The organism is Candidatus Binatus sp. (assembly GCF_030646925.1).
Taxonomy (GTDB): domain Bacteria; phylum Desulfobacterota; class Binatia; order Binatales; family Binataceae; genus Binatus.
On the sequence record NZ_JAUSKL010000076.1, the window covers coordinates 29,532 to 49,229 of the forward strand.

Here is a 19,698-nt window from a genome sequence, read left to right on the forward strand (position 1 = left end):
GTGGGTTACGTGTTGCCATACACATCATCAGAACTCGCGAGGATCGAAATGGACTTTTCGCTCAGCCCGAAAGTACAAAAATTGCAGAAACGCGTCGCCGATTTCATGGACCAAAACGTGATGCCTATCGAGAAGGAAGTGCAACTCGCGATGGGCGAGAGCGGAAATACGGAACCGCAAGTCCTGAAAGACGTCCGCAAGAAGGCCAAGGCCGAGGGATTGTGGAATCTTTTCCTGCCGGACGAAAAATTCGGCGGCGGCCTGTCGAACCACGAATACGCTCCGCTGTGCGAATTGATGGGCAAAAGCGCCATCGGCGCGCGCGCGTTCAACTGCATGGCGCCCGATACCGGCAACATGGAAATCCTGACCGAGTTCGGCACGCCCGAGCAGAAAAAGCAGTGGCTACAGCCGTGTCTCGACGGCGAAATTCGCACCTGCTTCTCGATGACGGAGCCCGACACTCCGGGATCGGATCCGACGATGCTGAAGACGCGCGCGGTGCGCGACGGCGACAACTACGTAATCAACGGGCACAAGTGGTTCACCTCGAACGCGATCGGCGCCAGCTTCGCGATCGCGATGGTGGTGACCGATCCCGACGCGGAACCGCATCGCCGCGCCAGCCAGATAATCGTCCCGATCGACGCGCCGGGCTTCAACCTGATTCGGCCGGTGTCGGTGATGGGACATACGGGCGGCGGCGGCCATTGCGAAGTCATCTATAAGGACTGCCGGGTGCCGGTGACGAACCTGCTCGGCGAAGAGGGCGGCGGTTTCGCGATTTCGCAGGCGCGGCTCGGCCCGGGACGCATCCATCATTGCATGCGCACCATCGGAATCGCGGAGCGCGCGATGGAACTGATGTGCAAGCGGGCGAACACGCGCTTCACGCACGGCAGCCTGCTCGCGGACAAGGCGAACATCCAGGAATGGATCGCGGACTCGCGCATCGAGATCGATTCGTGCCGCCTGATGGTGATGAACGCGGCGTGGAAAATGGACACCGAGGGCAAGCGCAACGCGCGCAACGAAATCGCGGAGATCAAGGTGATGTGCGCGAACATGGTGATGCGCGTACTGGATCGCTCAATCCAGGTCCACGGCGCGGCCGGCGTCAGCGACGATTTCCCGATGGCGCGGATGTGGCGCGACAGCCGCGCGCTCAGAATCGCGGACGGCCCCGACGAAGTGCATCGGATGACGATCGCGCGCCGCGAACTGCGCAAGTATCGCTAGTCGAACCAATCACGCGGGCGCTCGTGCCGGTGCGGGCGCTTGCGCGATTATCGCGAAATTCACGACTCGTCGTATAATCGGGCGCATGGCTGAAGTAACCCAAGTAGAAATCGTTCCAGAGTTCGGCGACGTCCGCGAAGAAGAAGTGCTGGACTGGGACAAGCTCGCGAATTATCTGCGCGACAAAATCCCCGGCGCCGACACGCCGATGACGGTCAAGCAGTTTCGCGGCGGATCGTCGAACCTGACCTACCTGCTGCGCTTTCGCGATCGCGAGTGGGTGATGCGCCGGCCACCGTTCGGACCGCTGCCGGTGGGCGGGCACGACATGGGGCGCGAATACCGGGTGCTCTCGCGGCTGTGGGAAGCGTTCAAGCCGGCGCCGCGCGGGATGCTCTACAGCGACGACCCGTCAATCGTTGGCGCACCGTTTTTCGTGATGGAGCGGCGCAACGGGTTCGTGATCAAGATGCGTCAGCCGTTGCCCGAGGAACTCGGCACCAAGCCCGAGACATACCGCGCGATCTCGGAGGGCTTCATCGATACGCTTGCGGATCTGCACAGCGTCGATTACGCGGCGATCGGACTCGGCGGACTCGGCAAGCCAGACGGATTCGTCAAGCGGCAGATCACCGGCTGGATGGCGCGCTGGGAAAAAGCGAAAACGCGCGAGGTGCCACTGATGGAAAAGCTTGGCGCATGGTACCTCGACAACCTGCCGGACTCGCCGCCGCCAACGTTGATTCACAACGACTTCTACCTGCACAACATCATGCTGGGCGCGGATAATCCCGGCGAAGTGGTCGGCGTGTTCGACTGGGAGATGGCGACGATCGGCGATCCGCTGATCGATTTGGGCACCTCGATGAACTATTGGCGCGAGCAATCCGATCCCGAGGAATTGCTCGCGACGTCGCAGGGCGAGGCGCATACGATGCGACCGGGATTTCTAACGCGCGACGAACTATTGCATCGATACTCGAGTCGCACCGGCCGCGACGTGAGCCGGATCCCGTTCTACTGGTCGTGGGCGCACTGGAAAACCGCGACCGTCGTCGAGCAGATCTACGTGCGCTTCGTGCGCGGACAGACGACCGATCCGCGCTTCGAGCTGATGGGCCCGATGGCCCCGGCGCTTGCGATTGCGGCGGCGCGAGTCGCGTCGCGGATCGGGTTCAGGGATTAGCCGGACGCTTGCGCATCAGCGCCGAGCGTTTGCAGTACGCAACTTCTTCACCGCGCTGATTGAAGCATCGATGCTCGAACAGCACGATTCCCGCGTCGGGGCGCGAACGGCTTTCGCGCTTCTCGCCGACGGTGGTCTCCGCGCGCAGCGTATCGCCAATAAAAACCGGGTGAGCGAAGCGCGTATCGGGCATCCCGAGGTTGGCGATGGTGGTGCCGAGCGTGGTGTCGCCGACCGACACGCCGATCATCAGGCCGAGCGTGAAGATGCTATTGACGATGCGCTGGCCGAACTCGGTGCCCTTCGCAAATTCGGCGTCGAGATGCAGCGGCTGCGGATTATGCGTCAGCGCGCAGAACAGCAGATTGTCGGTTTCGGTGATGGTGCGCGTGATCGCGTGCTTGAAGACCCGTCCAATTTCGAACTCTTCGAAATATAGTCCCGACATAATTAACCTTCCCGATTGATTTCAGCGTCGAGCATTTATCGCGCGTTCGCGACTGCGGCGACAAGCGTTCGCGATCAGGCAATCGCGCCGGTGCAACTGGAACCGGCGCCTGCGGTGCATCCAAAACAATGCGATGCGGTCGCGATCGCGCAGCCCGCGAGGCGATCGAGATCATCGAAGTCCCAGATAGTCGTCGGATGAAAGCGGTTGGCGCCGAGGGGGATTTCGAGCATCTGGTTGAAATCGCAATCGTAAATTTGGCCGTCCCATCCGACGCTGACGAGGGTTCGGCACATCAGGCTCTCAAGCGTGGCGGGATTGAAGTGGTTCACCAGCAGGCTCATGTAGGCCGCGAAATCACCGGCAGAGTGCAGTTGATGCGCGAAGCGCGCAATCGGCATGTTGGTGATCGTGAGCAGGCGATCGAAGACGATGCCGAAATTGCGCGCGAGTTCGTCGCGATAGCGCGCCTCGAGTTCGGCTTGCGGCGGCGGCAGCGACGAGCCGCCCGGATTGTAAACGAGATCGAGCCGAAGAAGTCCGCGGCCGAAACCGGCGGAGTTGAGGTTCCGAAGCGCCGCGATGCTTTTTGCGAAGACGCCGCGGCCGCGCTGGCGATCGACATTGTCGGCGGTGTAGCACGGCATCGAGCAGATGAGCTCGACCTCGCTGCGGCGGTAGAAATCGACGAGCCAGTGCATCCCGGGTTCGAGCGTGACGGTGAGATTGCATCGCACGATCACGCGGCGATCGAGTGCGCGGGCCTGCTCGACGAGCATCGCGAAATTCGGATTCAGTTCGGGCGCGCCGCCGGTGATATCCATCGTATGCACGCGCGGACTCGCGGCCAGCAACTCGATCACGCGCGCGGCGGTCGCGCGCCTCATCGACTCGGTCCGGCGCGGGCCCGCATCGACATGGCAATGATGACAAGCCTGGTTGCAGAGTTTGCCGACGTTGATTTGCAGAGTGGTGGGAGAATCGCGGTGGAGGGCCGCAACGCCATGGCGCGCGATCGTGTGCTCGAAGCTGTGCTCTGGATGCGCGTCGGGAGTCGCGGCCATGCGGCAGTGTATCACGCATCGGGCGTTGCTGCGGAAGGAGTTTTTGCGGACGCGCGACCAATCGCAGATGCCGTTGGCAGATCTTCCGCGATTGGCGTTGGCGGATTTTCGACGATACGCTGGCGTTGTTCAGGACATCGCGAGCACGCATCGGTGGGTAACGTTGTTGGCGACGTTGGGATTTTTCCGCGCGGATTTCGAAGTGTTTTCGATCGAGGGATTCAGCGCCCGGATGGCGAAAATTTATGAACTGATTCGGCCGCGGCTGATTCGGCTGGGGAACGAATTGGCGCCGGAGCTATCGCGCAAACTGGACATGGAATTTTTCCCGCACGTCGCGAAACACATGCGCCGCACCGCGAATCCGCCGGATGAAACGTGGACCGCATTCGGGCCGTCGCCACAGGGATACAAACGGTACGGCTATCTCGCGCTCTGCATCTCGGGCGCGGGAATTCAGGCGCGCGCGGTGGTGAAGCCGGGAGCAGACCTGCGTCCGGAGATTGGGCGATTGATCAAATCGAACAAGACTCAGCTCGAGAAATCGTTTCGCGGCGCGCGGATTCAGGATTACAAACGTTGGGACTTTCGCGCGCTGCCGAAACAGATTGCAGCGAGCGAGGATTTCTTTGAGCGGCTCGGCGATGCGCTCATCCAGAAAACCGGCGGAATCGACGTGGGCTTCGGATGGAAGGCGGCGCAGGCGCCGAGGCTCGATCGAGACGAGGTGCTCGACGCGTTCGGCGAATTGGCGCCGCTGTATCGCGTGATTCGATCCGTCGGTTGAAAGTGAAGAATCCGCCTCTATGAAGCGGATGGCGCAAGAACTATTGTAGGTGAATTGATCGGCCGCGAAGTTCGCACCAATCGCGCTCACGCGGCTTCCAGGAAGGGATTTCACGCATGGCGAATAAAGGTAACTGCAAAGCAACGGATTGCGCGCGCGAGGCGGTTGGCAAGGGCTACTGCCGCCAGCATTTTCGGCTGTGGAAAGCCGGCGAGATGCCCAAGGCGCGCTACAAGACCTGCACGTTCGAGAAGTGTCATAAGCAGCGCTTCCGCACGAGCAGTCTCTGCGAAGAACACTTCAACACCAAGCACGGCAAAACGGCTGCACCAACGCCCGCTCCGGCCGAGGCGCCCTCGGCCTAGCTATCAACGAGCGCGGCGAGCCCGAGTCGATGGCAAACCTGATCATTGCTGGCGCGGCAGGCCGGATGGGGCGCCTGCTAATCGCGATGTCCGCCAAAGACGCGACCCATAAGATCGTCGGCGCGCTCGAAGCCGCCGGCAACGCCACGATCGGCGCCGACGCGGGCGAAGTCGCAGGCATCGGCAAGCTCGGCGTGAAGATCGTCGATGACTACGCCTCGATCGCGCGGCCCGACACAGTGACGATGGATTTTACGACCGCGGCGGCCTCGATGGAGCATCTCGAGGTGGCGGCGAAAGCCGGCGCCGCGATCGTGATCGGATCGACCGGCTTCACCCCGGAGCTTGAAGCGCGCGCGAAGAAGCTCGCACAGCAGACGCGCACGGTGATCGCGCCGAACATGAGTATCGGCGTTAACGTGCTCGCGAAGATCGTCGCGGAGGTCGCGGCGATACTGCCGGACTTCGATGCCGAAGTTATCGAGATACATCACCGGACGAAGATCGATGCGCCAAGCGGTACTGCGATCGCGCTCGGCAAAGCGATCGCGAATGCGCGCGGAACGGACTTCGCCGAGAATGCGGTGTACGGACGCGAGGGCATTACCGGCGTGCGTCCCGATGGAAAAATCGCGGTGCTGGCGATGCGCGCTGGCGACGCGGTCGGCGATCACACGGTGATTTTCGGCGGACAGGGCGAGCGCCTCGAATTGATTCATCGCGCGCAGAGCCGAAACTCCCTGGCGCGCGGCGCGATTCGCGCGGCGGCGTGGGTCGTCGCTCAGAAGCCGGGGCTCTACACGATGCGCGACGTGCTCGGAATCTAGGGCTTCCTCGGCTGCCGACAAAGTTCCTGGCTGAGATGAACGTGATCGAGACCGCACCGAATTGACGAGGCAATTTCCGATGGATGCGGAACCAAGCGATGAAAAGATCGTCCGGGTCGCATTTGGCTTCATGGCGGCCAAGACGCTGCTGAGCGCGGTCGAGAGCTGGGCGTGTTCACTGAGCTGGCCAAGGGAACGCTTACTCTCGACGAATGCATCAAACGCTTCGGTCTCCATCGGCGTTCGGCGCGTGATTTCCTGGACGCGCTGGTCGCGTTGGGGATGCTGGAGCGGCGCGAAAGCCAGTACGCGAACACGCCGGAGACCGATTATTTTCTTGATCGCGGCAAGCCGACTTACATGGGCGGCTGGCTGGAAATGTTCAACCAGCGGCTTTACCGATTCTGGGGGTCGCTGAGCGAGGGGCTGCGTACCGGTCAACCGCAGAATGAGATTAAAGGCGGCGAGGATCTGTTTGACGCCATCTATAATCAACCTGAGCGGCTGCGGGCGTTTCTGCAGTCCATGACTGGACACAGCCGAGTCGCCGCCAGCGCGATCGCACGCAAGTTCACGTGGCAGAACTACCGGAGCTTCGTCGACGTGGGCACGGCACAGGGAGCTTTGCCGGTTGCAGTGGCGACGGCTAATCCGCATCTTGCAGGCGGCGGCTTCGATCTTCCGGTCGTGCGTCCCTTCTTCGAGCATTATGTAAGTTCGTTCGGACTGGAGCGACGACTGACGTTTTATCCGGGCGACTTCTTCAAGGATCCTCTACCCGCGGCCGATGTGCTGGTGATGGGAATGATCCTGCACGACTGGAATCTCGATGAAAAGCAGACGCTGCTGCGCAAGGCCTATGAGGCGCTGCCCAAGGGCGGGGCGCTGATTGTCTATGAACTTCTTATCGACGACGAGCGCGGTCGCAACCTGCTGGGTCTGCTGATGAGCCTGACCATGCTAATAGAAACCCAGGGCGGCTTCGATTACACCGGCGCTGACTGCTGCGGCTGGATGCGCGAGGCGGGATTCAGCCAGACCAAAGTGGAGCAACTCACGGAGCGCGATTGGATGGTCGTCGGGATCAAATAGAAGCGAAAATCAGGGTGATCGTCTCGACCAAGATCGCACGCGACATCTTTCGTGTCAGCATCTCGGTCAAGCCGGCTTAGAAATGCAGGCGTTCCGGGCGGCGCTCGACTGGCGGCGGCGTCGGCGCATCACCCATCTCTTCGCCTTCGCTATCGAGCATCGCCCACCGTTCGACCAGCTTGATATGCAGTCCGCGATGCACGCGCATGAAGTATGCGATCATCGCGATCAGCGCGAGGATGTTGCCCGCGATGATCTTCCACCAGCCGAGCACTTCCAGCGCCGATTGATCCAGCAACGAGACGAAGCCGACAAAGAAGACCTCGAACACGGCCAGCAGCAGCAGCGCGCCGAGCGTCATCAACGGTTCCCACTCCGACGCGGCGAGCATCACTGCCAGCACCAGGCCGAACGCGACGAATGCGAAGAAATGCAGAATCGTGTAACCGAGCACGAGCGGCAGGGTCGCGCGGATGCCATCGCCAACGCTGGCATCCTGAAACACCATCGCGCCTAGTAAGGCGGGCGTGTGAAATGGATCGCGCGAGGCGAAGTCGTAGCAGAGGAACCAGACGGCGACGACGGTCGCGCCGATGAGGCCTGCCTTGACGCCTTCCATCGCGACGCTGATCCACGCGCCGAGCAGGTTTCGCGCGAGCCGCGGATGCTGCCAGAAAAAGTATGAGAGCATCGCGGCGGTCGCGAGCAGGTTGCCGATGATGATGCCCCACCATGTCAGTTGCGCCATCGCATTGGGGCCGAGGAACAGCACGACCGCGATGAAAAATACTTCGAACGCGACGAAAAAGATCACCAGCGAGAACAGCAGCGACTGCTCGGTCTCGCAGGTCTCGAGCAGCAACGCGCCGGCGATGCCGAACGCGATAAACGCGGAGAAATGGATCAGCGAATACTCGAGCGCGAGTTGAACGAGACCGCGATGCACCTCGGGAGTGCGCACGCCGTGGAGCAGCGTCGCGGCGAGCAGCGATGGAGTTTCGAGCGGATGGCCGCGAATCGTATCCGAGATGAGGAACCAGAGTGCGACCACGACCGCGCCGATGATGCCGGCGATCGCGCCGTCCATGATGATCCGCGTTCTGGCGTGGCGCATCGTGTTTCCCGCGATCAACAACTAACGCATAAGCCGAGAAGCGGGCAAGCATCCGGTCTTGGCGTGGGCATGGCGCAATTGCTACGAGATGAGAGCCAGCGGAATCGCAGGAGATATGACGATGGATTTGATCGAAGTGATGGAGAGCAACGCGACTTGCCGGTCCTACAAGCCGGACCCGGTGCCCGATTCGGTTCTGCAAGCAGCGTTCGACGCCGCGCGCTTCGGTCCGCAGGGCGGCAATCGCCAGCCGATTCGATGGGTGGTGGTGCGCGATCCGAAGACCAAGAAGCAACTGAAGGAGTGGTACCTCGGTCCGTGGACCGCGTACATCGCAAACGCGCGCAAAGGTGCGATCAATATTGGCGCATCGTCGCGGCTGCTCGATCGGGCCGACAATTTTGCGCATCATCTCGACGAAGTACCGGCGATCGTCGTGGTCTGTGCGCATATCGCGTCGCTGCACGTGACCGATCCTGACTTCGATCGGCCGAGCGTGGTAGGCGGCGCATCGATTTATCCGTGCGTGCAGAATTTTCTGCTGGCGTGCCGCAATCTCGGCCTCGGCACCGCGCTGACTACCTTGCTGTGCGCATTCGAGCCGCAGGTGAAGGAGTTGCTCTCGATACCGGCCGATTTTCTAACGGCGGCGCATATCGCGGTGGGCTATCCGGCGGAGCCATTTCCGAAAAAGCTCAAGCGGCGTCCGGTCGAGGAGATCGTTTTCGCCGAGCGATTCGGCGTGCCGATGCTGGGGCGATAGTTTTGGCGCGCGCAGCGCGATCAAAGCGCTGTCAGTGAAGGATCGAGCGTGCCGGCCGCGTTTGCGACGCGACGACGCGGAACTCGGAACGCGCGGAAAGAGAAACCGCCGGGATGTCGCGATCGTCGAGCCTCGACCATCTGAAGAAAATCAGCGTGAACACGATCATCAGGTAGGAGCCCTGCCCGATCCACATCAGCAAGCCGCCGAGCACCTGATCGTCCATCGGCGCAAGGCCCCATCCGTGCGCGCCTTCGGTGTACCAAGGATAAATGACCGTGCTCGCGAGCGTGATTGGCGCGGCGACGGCGGTCATCGGGATCATCAACAGAAACAGATACAGAATTTGCGCGGGATACGAGAGGCGAGGCATCTCGGGGATCGGGCTCAGGATCGGCCACCACATCAGCACTCCCGCCGCCATGAACACGAGGTGCAGAACGATGTGAAAACTTTCGTCGCGGCACATCCGCTCGAAAATCACGGGGAAGTGCGCAGTGACGAAGACCGCGGAGAATAGCAGGAAGGCGATCACGGGCTGAGTCAGCAGTGCGAAGATCGGTTTCAGCGGACGCGCCAGCACGATCGGACGCAGCATCCAGCCCGGCGTTCCGAGCAGCAGCAGCGGCGGGATCACGAAGGTCTGCATCAGATGCTGCAACATGTGCATCGTGAAGATGCGCGCGTCGGCGAGTTCGTCGAGTTCGGTGTGCGTGTAGAGAATCGCGGCCATCGCGGCGGCGAACCACATCACCTGCCGGCGAGTCGGACGGCGACGCATTGCGCGCGACGCGCCCAGGTAGAGCGCGATCAGCGCGGCGACGCCTAGCGGTACGCTTGGATGCTCGAAGAGTTCCATGACGCCGGACCGGTGCGCGATGAGTTCAGCCCAAGGCGGGGCGATTCGTGATGCGACAAATATCCGAACAGGCCGATCAGCGAGAGCAGCAAGACGGTGGCGATCAGCAGCGGGAAGACGAAGACGCCGCTCAGCAGCCAGCCGTCGTACTTGAGGTGCATGTAGAACATCGCGACCAGCGCGAACTTGGCCGCGGCGAGCACGATCAGCACGGGCACCAGCACCGGCCGGAGCGCATGCACATAAAAGACGGTCACCTCCATCGCAGTCAGCACGAGCAGGAACGCCGCGATGATCAGATAGGTCGCGGCGCCGGGCTGATGCGCCTGGTCGTGTTCGTCGTGGGCCAGCAGGATTTCGCTCATGCGTTCTTCACCGTTTGCATCAGGTACACCAGCGTAAAAATTATGATCCAGACCACATCGACAAAATGCCAGTAGAGGCCCGCAAGCTCGAGCGCGAGCGCACGCGATTTTCCGAGCCTTCCCGCAATCGCGGCGCATAGCAGCACGGTCAGCCACAGCACTCCGATCGCGACGTGCGCGCCGTGGAATCCGACCAGCGCGAAAAATGATTGCGAGAACAGGTTGGTCGTGAGGCCCATCCCTTCATTGTAGAAGCTTAAGAATTCGTAAACCTGGCCGCCGAGGAAAATCAGGCCGAACGACACCGTTCCCGCGAGCCAGATTTTTTCCCAGCGCGAATCACCACGCTGCGCCGCCGCGAGTGCGAGCACCATCAGGAGTGAACTCATCAGCAGGATGAATGTACTGACGGAGGTGAGCGGGATGTTGAGAATTTCGGGGCCAGGGCCGCCGATACTGCGCGATTTGTAAACGATGAAGGTCGAGATCAGGCTCGCGAAAAATACGCACTCGGAACCGATGAAGGACCACACGCCGATCTTGCGCACGTCGATACCGCCGGACGACGGCGCGTGCTCAGGGTCGTGGAATTCCTCGCCGAAGCCGGGATACTCGAAGCTCATGCCAACGATCGACACGATCGTAGCGAGCGCGCCGATCACGACGACGCGATACCAATCGATGATGAGGCCGAGGCCCATCACGCCGATGGCGAGACTCATCACCAGCGGGAAGATCGAAGGTGCGGGCATGTGGATGCGCGAGGTATCGGCGAATTGCTCGGTTCCTGGCTGCGGCGATTGCGCCGCCATGAAGGCCGCGACGCCGCGCGATCCGGCGCGGCCATACTTGACGATCCACCACGCGTCGCGGCCGCGGACTTGCGGAATCGTCGCGAAGTTGTAGGCGGGCGGCGGCGACAACATCGACCACTCGAGACTGCGCCCGTCCCACGGATCGCTCGGCGCCTTTTCGCCGACCGCTAGGCTCCTGAAAATGTTTATGTACATCAGCAGGAAGCCGAGCCCGAGTACGAACGCGCCGACGGTTTCGACCTGGTTCAGATACGTCCAGCCCATGTCGGCGCCGTAAGTGTAGATGCGGCGCGGCATCCCCCACATGCCGAGATAGTGCATCGGAAAGAACGTGACGTTGAAGCCGACCACGGTGAGCCAGAATTGCCACTTGCCGATTTTTTCGCTGAGCATCGCGCCGGTGATTTTCGGCCACCAGTAGTAGAAGCCCGCCATGATCGCGAACATCACGCCGCCGAACAGCACGTAGTGAAAATGCGCAACGACGAAGTACGAATCGGTCTGCTGCAAATCGATCGGCGCGCTCGCGTGCATCACGCCGCTCAAGCCGCCGACGGTAAATTCGAGAATCATGCCGAGCGCGAAGTAAAATGCGGTGGTCATCCGGAGCGAACCGCCCCAGATGGTCGCGATCCAGCTAAAAATTTTGACGCCGGTCGGAATCGCGATGAGCATCGAGGTGATCGCGAACGCGGAATCCGCCACCGGGCCCATGCCGGTCGCGAACATGTGATGACCCCAGACGCCGTAGGAGAGAAACGCGATCAGCACGATCGAGTAGGCCATCATCGGGTAGCCGAACAGCGGCTTGCGCGAATGAGTCGGCACTACTTCGGAAATAATCCCGAAGGCGGGCAGCGCCATGATATACACTTCGGGATGGCCGAATAGCCAGAAGAGATGCTGCCATAGTATAGGAGTCGCGCCAGCACTGACTATGTAGAAATGCGTATTGAAGAAACGGTCGAGAAGCAGAAATATCAGTCCAATAGTCAGTGGCGGAAATGCGATCAGAATGAGTATTGAAGTGACCAGCATCGCCCAGACGAACATGGGCATCCGCATGTAGGTCATGCCGGGCGCGCGCATCGCGACGATCGTCGTGAAAAAATTAAGCCCGGTCAGAACGGTCGAGGTGCCGGAGACCAAAAGGCCGATAACCCACCAATCGATCGAGAGCGTTGGCGAGAAATAGCGCTCGGTCAAGTTCGCGTAGCCGAACCATCCGGCGTCGGGCAGGCCGCCGCGAATCCAGCCGAGATGAAGCAGGACGCCCGCTACCAGAGCCATCCAGAAGCTGAGCGCATTGAGGCGCGGGAAGGCGACGTCGCGCGCGCCGATTTGCAGCGGGATCAGGAAGTTGCCCATGAAGCCGAGCAGCAGCGGCATCACGACCAGGAAGACCATCGTGGTGCCGTGCATCGTGAAAAACGCGTTGTAGGTCGCGGCGGACAGCACGTGATTGTCGGGGCTCCAAAGTTGCGCGCGAATCGCCATCGCTTCGAGGCCGCCGAGCGCCATGAAGACTAGCGCGCTGACCGCATACATCACGGCGACGCGCTTGTGATCGATCGTCATCAGCCAGCCGAGCACGCCGCCGCCTTCGAGATAGCTCGGTTGCAGTGTGGGCAATGGTTTGGGCTGGGCGGCCATGTGAAGTTTCCTATTTCAGACTTTCGAGGTAAGCGACGAGCGCGTCGCGCTTCGGCCCGGCGAGGATCAGCGGCGGCATGTTCGCTCCGGGCTTGATGCTCTGCGGATCGGTGATCCATTTCGCGACGTTGTCAGGAGTGTTCGCGAGAACGCCGGCGGCAAGCGTCGAGCGCGAACCAAAATGCGTCAGCTCGGGACCGAGGTAACCCTTCGACACGCCCTGGATCGTGTGACAAGTCGTGCATGGGCTGTTGGCGAAAACCTTCGCACCGTCGGCGGCGAGATGATCGTCGGGTGGCGCGGCGGCTGGTCCCGCGATTTCGGCGGCCTGCCACTTCGCAAAGTCGGCGGGCGAATCGACGAAGACGCGAAACCGCATGTTCGCGTGCGATAGTCCGCAGAACTCCGCGCACTGACCCGGATACATCCCGGGCGTCGTGGCGACCAGCGCGATCTCATTTACCTGGCCCGGCACCAGATCGCGTTTGCCGCCCAATTGCGGCACCCAGAAACTGTGAATGATGTCGTCGGACTCAAGCTTCAGGCGCACCGCGCGTCCGCTCGGAATGTGCAATTCGTTCGCCGTTTTGATTCCGTCGGGATACTGAAAATCCCACCACCATTGATGTCCGATGACTTTGATTGCGAGCGCGTCGGCCGGCGCGCGCGCCGTCTGCGAGCGAAAAATAGTGCGCACGGTCGGAATCGAGATCATCAGCAGGATCAACGCGGGCCCGAGCGTCCATGCGACCTCCAGCGACAGATCCGATGATGCGGTGGAGGACGGCGCCGCTTCGCCAACGCGGCTGGAAAAAACGAACACCGCGAGGATGAACGCGACGACGACGATCGCGAGGATCGCGGCGTCCCACAGCGTGACCCGGATGAACAGCCGATAGATCCATTCCGCGAGATCGGACTTGGGCGCGAGCGTCGTCATCGGCTTGTCGGCGGAGCCACATCCGGCCAGCGTGGACGCTGCGAAAACCGCAAATCGAAGTGTTGAACGACTTCGCATCATTCCTCGCCAGCGCCTTCTTCGTCGTCGCCTACGGGCTCGCCGGAGGTTGCTGCCTGCGCGACAAGATTCAATCCCGGAACACTGCAGAGCAGGAACGCGCCGAGAAATCCGAGCGATATGAGCAGTTGAACAAGGCCGAACGGAATCGCATCGAGCGAAAGCGACGGAACGATCAATACATAGCGCTCGAGCCAGATTCCGATCAGCAAGAGACTCGAAACGATGCCGAGCACGAGCGGGTTTTTCTTCGCGCGCACGCTCATTAGAACGATGAACGGAATCAGCCAGATCAATACCAGGCAGGCGATCGAAAGCGGGCGCCACGGCATGTGATGAACCCGCTGGACGATAAAGAACGTCTCGACCGGCAGGTCGCCGTACCAGATGACTATATATTGGGCGAATAGCAAGTACACCCAGAACACCGAAAACGCGAATACTAACTTGCCCAAATCGTGCATTATAGTTTCGTTAGTGAAGAGATTGCGCTCACCGAGGCGTCCGCGCAGGATCGCCGCGACCAAAGCCATCGCAGTGACCGCACTGAGAAAGCACCCTGCGAAGAAGAACCATCCGAACAGAGTGCTGCGCCAGACCGGCGCGAGCGACATGATCAAGTCGAAAGCGAGCAGCGAATAGATGAACACGTAGAGCACGCCAAGCAGCGGCGCGAGCACGCGAACCGAATGCGGCGGCAGTTCGATATCGCTCACGGCGACGGACCATGCGCGGGCCTGATCGCTGCGAGACATTCGGATGAAGGCGTAGCTGGCGATCGCCATGATCGCGAGTGCGATTCCGTCGCGCGCGAAAAGAAACGGAACGTTCAACCATGCCGATTTTTGCGGAATCGGATGCAGCACCCATGGGAATATCAGCGTGCGGCCGAAATAGAGCCCGACAAACAGAACAACTCCGACCGCCAGAAACGGTGCGAACGCCTCGCAGAGGCGATACGGAGTCGAGCCGCCCCACTTTGCCTGCGTGAGATAGAACGACGCCGACGCGACGACGCCGCCCTGCGCGATACCGAGGAAGAAGAGCAAATTAACCAGGTAGGCTTGCCACGCAACGCCGGCATCGCCGCGCGCGAGTGCGACGGCGAACGCGAACACGCCGATCGCGATCAGCACGGCGGCAACAGCCATCGTCGTCGCGCCGGCGACTGCTTCGATTGGACGCGGCCCCGTTCGCGAGTGGCGACCGCGAATCGCCTTCGGACTGCCACTCATCGCGGAGCCGCTCCTGGAGCCATCGCGGCGGCGTGTTTCCTACGCGGCGTCACACAACACCTCTTCCGCGCCGGCCTCTTTCAGCATCGATTCGACGCGGGCCGATTGACCGTCGTCGCATCGCACCACCAGTCCGAAACGATCCGCGGAAAAGCGCGCACGATATCCGCGATTGGCCTCGAGCGCCGGCAGACCCGCGAGGAAAAGCACTCCGAAGAAGCTGAAAATGCCGCCCAGGAGAATCATCATCTCGAACGTAATGACGATGAACGGCGGCCACGAGAGCAGCGGTCGGCCGCCGGCGTTGAGACGCCATTCGTAAGTCGTGCCGATCGTGATCGCGAGTCCGGCGAGAACACCTAAGATTCCGCCCGCCAGCGCGATCCATCGCACGGGACTGCGCGAACGTCCCAACGCGTGCTCGATACGATGACTCGGAATCGGCGAAAAGGTGCTGAAGTCCATGATACTCGCATCGCGCAACGCTTCGATCGCGTGCGCGCACAACTCGTCGTCGGTGAACGATCCTATGACAGTAACGGTGCTCATGCGGCTTTCGCGACTTCTCTCTGCAGCGCCTTGCGGAGCCAGATGATTCCTTCCTTGAGTTCCGTCATCGAGACGATTGGCAGAAATTTCGTGAATAGAGAGAAGAGGCCGAGGAACCACGCGAAGCTGCCGATCGTGATCGCGATCTCGGTGATCGAAGGATGATAGCCAGCCCATTGCGACGGTTCGAAATTGACCGTGAGCGAGCCCGCGATGATCACGAAGCGCTCAAACCACATGCCGATATTGACGAAGATAGTGATTATCCAGAGCGCGGTCAGGTTAACGCGGATGCGCGGCGAGAATAGCAACAACGGGATTAGGCAGTTGCAAAGCACCATTACCCAGTACATCCATCCCCACGCGCCGAAGTAGCGCATGTGAAATGTCATTTGCTCGATCGGATCGCCCGCATACCAGGTCATGAATGCTTCGGTGACGTAGGCGTAGGAAACCACCAGCGACGTCAGCAGTACGACTTTCGCGAGATTGTCGAAATGCCACGGAGTCAGCAAATCCTCGATTCCGAGCCATTTTCGCATCGGAATCAGCAGCGTTAACACCATCGCGACGCCGGAGAAAATCGCGCCGGCGACGAAATAGGGAGCGAAGATAGTGCTGTGCCAGCCGGGCAATTGCGCCATCGCAAAATCCCATGACACTACTGAATGAACCGAAATGACTAATGGAGTAGCTAATCCCGCGAGTAGCAAGTAGGCCATCGAGTAATGACGCCACTGGCGGTCGGTCCCCTGCCATCCCATCGCGAGCGCGGTGTAAAACTTCTTGCGCCATCCGCTCGCCGCCTCGCGCGCGTTGGCGATATCGGGCAGCAAGCCCATTGTCCAGAAGAGCGTGCTGGTCGTTAGATAGGTACCGACTGCAAAGGCGTCCCACACCAGCGGCGAGCGGAAGTCTGGTTGCAGATAGCGCTCGTTGGGGTAGGGCAACAGCCAGTAGAAAAACCAGACGCGGCCCAAATGGATCAACGGGAACAGGCCCGCGGTCGCGACTGCGAAGATCGTCATGGTCTCGGCGGCGCGATAAACGGCGGTGCGCCACTTGGTGCGGAACAAAAACAGGATCGCCGAGATGAGCGTGCCGGAGTGCGCGATGCCGACCCAGAAAACAAAGTTCGTAATGTACACCGCCCACATCACGGGCTGGCGCAGGCCGGTCACGCCGAGGCCCGAATAAATTTGGCGCGCCCACATCGCGCCCGCGATCGCGACCAGCGTGAAGCAGAAGCCGACCCATATCCAGTAGGCGCGGCCGGCCGCTTCCATCACGCGCAGCACGCTGCGATCGATATCGCCGAAGTTCGGTGCGACCGGTTGCTTGAGCGCGGCGGCCATTAAGCATTTCCTTTCTCGCGATACAGATCGCGCAGATATGTGATGGCGGGGAGCGTGTTGATTTCGTCGAGCGAGCGATAGTTGCGCAGCTTGTTGTCGTCGCGGCGGCGCATCATCGCGCTCGCGGGATCGTTGATATCGCCGAACGTGATTGCTCGCGTCGGACACGCCTGCGCGCAGGCCGTCACGATCTCACCGTCGCGCAGTTGTCGATCTTCGGTTTTGGCGTTGAGCTCGCCGAACTGGATGCGCTGGACGCAAAAAGTGCACTTCTCCATCACTCCGGCGCCGCGCACCGTCACGTCGGGATTGAGCTGCAGGTTCAGCGGCGCAGGCCATTCGGGCACGAACCAGTTGAAGCGCCGCACCTTGTAAGGACAGTTATTTTCGCAGTATCGCGTACCGACGCATCGATTGTAGATCTGCCCGTTGAGGCCCTCTTCGGTGTGATACGACGCGAACACCGGACAGACCGGCTCGCACGGCGCGTGGTCGCATTGCTGGCATAGCATCGGGGCGAGATAAAGTTGCGGCGCTTTCAATTGATCTTCTAGCGACTCGGCCCTGCGGCCCGAGGTCGGCTTCGCGTTCACATGCTGCGCCGACGGAAAATAGCGCTCGATGCGAATCCACGACATGATGCGCCCGCGATCGACGCCCTCCTTGCCGACGACCGGCACATTATTCTCCGCGTAGCAGGCGGTGACGCACGCGCTGCATCCGGTGCACGCGTTGACGTCGATCGTCATGCCCCATTTGTGCCCCGGATATTTCCACGGCTCGTACATTTCGTAGGGGCCGGTGACTTGCTCGGCCTCGCTCTCCGGGGTTTTTCCGGCGGCAAGCTGCTCGATACTCATCGCTTCGACGATCGAGCGGCCCATCATGTCGCTCTTGCCGAGCGGAGTGACGAGCTTGCGGCTGCGGCCCGTGACGTGGACGCTCAACTCGGCGTTGTTTGCGCGAGCGGGGAGAATCGCCCACGCATTTGCGCCGACGCCTTTGGCGTAGCGGCCGTATGCGCTGTGGCCCTGCCCAATTGGAATCGCAATAACGCCGGGATGCACCGTGCGCTGAATCAACGCGGGCACTTCGATGATGCCGTGGCCGGTCTTGACTTCGATCAGGTCGTCGGTCGCGACGCCCAACTGGCGCGCGGTGTCGGGATGAATCTCCGCCCAGCTATCCCACACGATTTGCGTGACCGGCTCGGGAAGTTCCTGCAGCCACGGCTTGTCGGCGCCGCGCCCGTCGTAGAAAAAAATATGCGGATAGGCGAAAACGGAAAGCTGCGGCTGCACGGATGCCGGCGTCGCGAGCTTAATCGCGAAAAGGTTCGGCTTGACGTTCGATACGTGCTGGTCTTCGAATAGTCCACCTTCGCGGCGCACCTTCACCCAGAAATCTTCGGATGATACATCGTTGGCTTTGGGAGCCATCGCGAGCCATTCGACCTTGATCGCGTCCGCAGTAGTTTTCCACGGCAGACTCGCGTTATTGGCAGCCGCCGACGCAAGCAAAATATCGCCGATCGGCTTGCTATCGAACACCGGTTGCATCACCGGCTGCCCGAGCCCGCGAATTCCTGCGCGCGGCGCGGAGTCGCGCCACGATTCGAGCGGATGATGCGCCGGCAGCAGCAGACTCGCCATCGCGGCGGTTTCATCCGGCACGCCGCCCGCCCACACGACGAACGACACTTTCTGCAGCGCGGCGGCGACGCGCAACGCCGGCGGCATCGTGAAGACCGGATTGCTGCCGGCGATCACCACGACGTCAATTTGTCCCTCGCGCATCGCATTGATTGCGGCATCGACGTCGTCCGCAGTGCTCGCATCGACGGCCGGGGCGCCATCGAGAAACATCACGGTTTTGCCGAAGCTGCCGGCGATCGAATTCATCAGCGCGACCGCGACATGCGCGGCGGGATCGTCGTTGCCGGCGATCGCGAGCGCACCCTCGCCTTTGACGAATGCGTCGGCGATTTGCGCGATTGCCGCGGCCGGCACTTTGGTGCGAGCGCTCACGGCGGCAGGATCGTAGTTGGCCGCGAGGTTCTTAACCGCGCCGACGTCGATCGCGGAATTTTGCGCGAGCGCCGGATGCTTCAGCATCGCCTGCAGCACGCTCCAGGCGACATCCGTCATCGCGCTCGGCGCGACCGGAATCCATTCGTCGCACTTGGATGCCGTCATGCTGAGGCGCGGACCGACATAAATCGAGCGGCCGATCGTGAGTGCGCCGCGCCGTTCTTTCGGCGTGCGAAATAGTGCGTACTGGCGCGCAAGTTCGACCGGCGATTCCCAAGTCTCGAGAAAATCTGCGCCGAACGAGACCAGCACCTCGGCTTGATCGATTCGATAAACCGGCAGATCGCGGCGGCCGAACAGGGACTCCGTAGCGAAGCGCGCGGGTTCGTTGTTGATGGCTTCGTAAAAGATCGCGCGCGACGAATTGTGCGCGCCGAGCCACGCGAGCACGATCTTTTTGAACGTCGGGCCTGCCGGAGCGCCGAAATATGCGACGCGATCCTTGCCAGCCTTCGACGCCGCCGCGAGCTTCGCCGCGAAAAGTTGCTCAGCCGACTGCCACGAGATTTGCGCGAGCGCGCCGCGTTCTCCGCGCAACTGCGGATGCGCCAGCCGGTCGGGATTGTACAGGCCCTGCAGCGCCGCCTGCCCGCGCGCGCACAGCGAGCCCCGGCCGATCGGATCACTGGGATTGCCTTCGAGCTTGATAACGCGGCCTTCACGAATGCGCGCGATGACACCGCATCCGGCCGGACACTCCGAGCAGGTGGTCGCGAAAAAGCTCGGCACGCCCGGCACCACGTTCTCGTCGGGAACAACGTACGGGATCAGCTTGCGTGCAGCGGGCTCGCATCCGGGGATCGCGGCGGCGGCGCTGGCCGTCGCGGCAAGCTTCAGAAAACTGCGTCTCGATACGCGCTCTGCCATTGAATCC

The 19,698-nt window shown here is 61.4% G+C and carries 18 protein-coding genes; 7 read left to right on the plus strand and 11 right to left on the minus strand.

What is annotated here, in order from left to right:
• Positions 1-48 precede the first annotated feature (48 nt).
• A complete protein-coding gene (locus Q7S58_RS13410; protein WP_304826402.1) occupies positions 49-1,239 on the plus strand; it encodes an acyl-CoA dehydrogenase family protein in 1,191 nt (396 codons plus the stop codon).
• An 85-nt stretch (positions 1,240-1,324) separates the two neighbouring features.
• Complete coding sequence (locus Q7S58_RS13415; protein ID WP_304826405.1) at positions 1,325-2,425, plus strand: phosphotransferase family protein; 1,101 nt, start codon at positions 1,325-1,327, stop codon at positions 2,423-2,425.
• On the opposite strand, the gene Q7S58_RS13420 is transcribed toward Q7S58_RS13415, so the two are convergent.
• Both Q7S58_RS13420 and arsS read right to left on the minus strand, forming a co-directional pair.
• Complete coding sequence (locus Q7S58_RS13420; RefSeq protein ID WP_304826409.1) at positions 2,415-2,873, minus strand: MaoC family dehydratase; 459 nt, start codon at positions 2,871-2,873, stop codon at positions 2,415-2,417. The genes Q7S58_RS13415 and Q7S58_RS13420 overlap by 11 nt on opposite strands.
• Positions 2,874-2,947: 74 nt before the next feature.
• The gene (gene arsS / locus Q7S58_RS13425) at positions 2,948-3,937 is read right to left on the minus strand and encodes an arsenosugar biosynthesis radical SAM (seleno)protein ArsS (protein WP_304826413.1); all 990 of its coding nucleotides are present in this window, start codon (positions 3,935-3,937) and stop codon (positions 2,948-2,950) included.
• Between the two features lie 163 nt (positions 3,938-4,100).
• Between arsS and Q7S58_RS13430 the strand changes: the two genes are divergently transcribed.
• The 4 genes from Q7S58_RS13430 to Q7S58_RS13445 all read left to right on the plus strand — a co-directional run bounded on the left by Q7S58_RS13430 (position 4,101) and on the right by Q7S58_RS13445 (position 7,008).
• Positions 4,101-4,724, plus strand: coding sequence for a DUF1054 family protein (locus Q7S58_RS13430; protein WP_304826417.1), 624 nt, complete (start codon positions 4,101-4,103; stop codon positions 4,722-4,724).
• A gap of 116 nt (positions 4,725-4,840) precedes the next feature.
• Positions 4,841-5,089, plus strand: coding sequence for a hypothetical protein (locus tag Q7S58_RS13435; RefSeq protein WP_304826420.1), 249 nt, complete (start codon positions 4,841-4,843; stop codon positions 5,087-5,089).
• 29 nt (positions 5,090-5,118) lie between these two features.
• Positions 5,119-5,916, plus strand: coding sequence for a 4-hydroxy-tetrahydrodipicolinate reductase (gene dapB / locus Q7S58_RS13440; protein WP_304826423.1), 798 nt, complete (start codon positions 5,119-5,121; stop codon positions 5,914-5,916).
• 171 nt (positions 5,917-6,087) lie between these two features.
• Positions 6,088-7,008: a methyltransferase gene (locus Q7S58_RS13445; RefSeq protein ID WP_304826426.1), complete on the plus strand. Its 921-nt coding sequence runs from the start codon at positions 6,088-6,090 to the stop codon at positions 7,006-7,008.
• Positions 7,009-7,084: 76 nt separating this feature from the next.
• Here Q7S58_RS13445 and Q7S58_RS13450 read toward each other — a convergent pair whose 3' ends face one another.
• Positions 7,085-8,122: a hypothetical protein gene (locus tag Q7S58_RS13450; protein WP_304826429.1), complete on the minus strand. Its 1,038-nt coding sequence runs from the start codon at positions 8,120-8,122 to the stop codon at positions 7,085-7,087.
• Positions 8,123-8,243: 121 nt separating this feature from the next.
• Between Q7S58_RS13450 and Q7S58_RS13455 the strand changes: the two genes are divergently transcribed.
• A complete protein-coding gene (locus Q7S58_RS13455; RefSeq protein ID WP_304826432.1) occupies positions 8,244-8,885 on the plus strand; it encodes a nitroreductase family protein in 642 nt (213 codons plus the stop codon).
• Positions 8,886-8,916: 31 nt separating this feature from the next.
• On the opposite strand, the gene Q7S58_RS13460 is transcribed toward Q7S58_RS13455, so the two are convergent.
• From Q7S58_RS13460 to Q7S58_RS13495, 8 genes are all read right to left on the minus strand, one after another.
• Positions 8,917-9,744 carry a cytochrome c oxidase assembly protein gene (locus Q7S58_RS13460; protein ID WP_304826434.1) on the minus strand — a complete coding sequence of 276 codons (828 nt, stop codon included), beginning with the start codon at positions 9,742-9,744 and terminating at the stop codon, positions 8,917-8,919.
• Positions 9,711-10,109, minus strand: a complete 399-nt coding sequence (locus Q7S58_RS13465; RefSeq protein ID WP_304826437.1) for a cytochrome C oxidase subunit IV family protein — start codon at positions 10,107-10,109, stop codon at positions 9,711-9,713. Before Q7S58_RS13465 ends, Q7S58_RS13460 begins: the two co-directional genes overlap by 34 nt.
• The gene (ctaD, locus tag Q7S58_RS13470; protein ID WP_304826440.1) at positions 10,106-12,577 is read right to left on the minus strand and encodes a cytochrome c oxidase subunit I; all 2,472 of its coding nucleotides are present in this window, start codon (positions 12,575-12,577) and stop codon (positions 10,106-10,108) included. The genes Q7S58_RS13465 and ctaD overlap by 4 nt, the downstream gene beginning before the upstream one ends.
• A gap of 10 nt (positions 12,578-12,587) precedes the next feature.
• Entirely contained in the window at positions 12,588-13,517 is a 930-nt protein-coding gene (gene coxB, locus Q7S58_RS13475; RefSeq protein WP_304826443.1) for a cytochrome c oxidase subunit II, read from the minus strand.
• Between the two features lie 77 nt (positions 13,518-13,594).
• Positions 13,595-14,830, minus strand: a complete 1,236-nt coding sequence (locus Q7S58_RS13480; RefSeq protein WP_304826446.1) for a hypothetical protein — start codon at positions 14,828-14,830, stop codon at positions 13,595-13,597.
• A gap of 39 nt (positions 14,831-14,869) precedes the next feature.
• On the minus strand, positions 14,870-15,379 hold the full coding sequence (locus tag Q7S58_RS13485; protein ID WP_304826449.1) for a DUF3341 domain-containing protein: 510 nt from the start codon (positions 15,377-15,379) through the stop codon (positions 14,870-14,872).
• The gene (gene nrfD / locus Q7S58_RS13490) at positions 15,376-16,734 is read right to left on the minus strand and encodes an NrfD/PsrC family molybdoenzyme membrane anchor subunit (protein ID WP_304826452.1); all 1,359 of its coding nucleotides are present in this window, start codon (positions 16,732-16,734) and stop codon (positions 15,376-15,378) included. Before nrfD ends, Q7S58_RS13485 begins: the two co-directional genes overlap by 4 nt.
• The gene (locus Q7S58_RS13495; RefSeq protein ID WP_304826455.1) at positions 16,734-19,691 is read right to left on the minus strand and encodes a molybdopterin-dependent oxidoreductase; all 2,958 of its coding nucleotides are present in this window, start codon (positions 19,689-19,691) and stop codon (positions 16,734-16,736) included. Before Q7S58_RS13495 ends, nrfD begins: the two co-directional genes overlap by 1 nt.
• Positions 19,692-19,698: the final 7 nt, after the last annotated feature.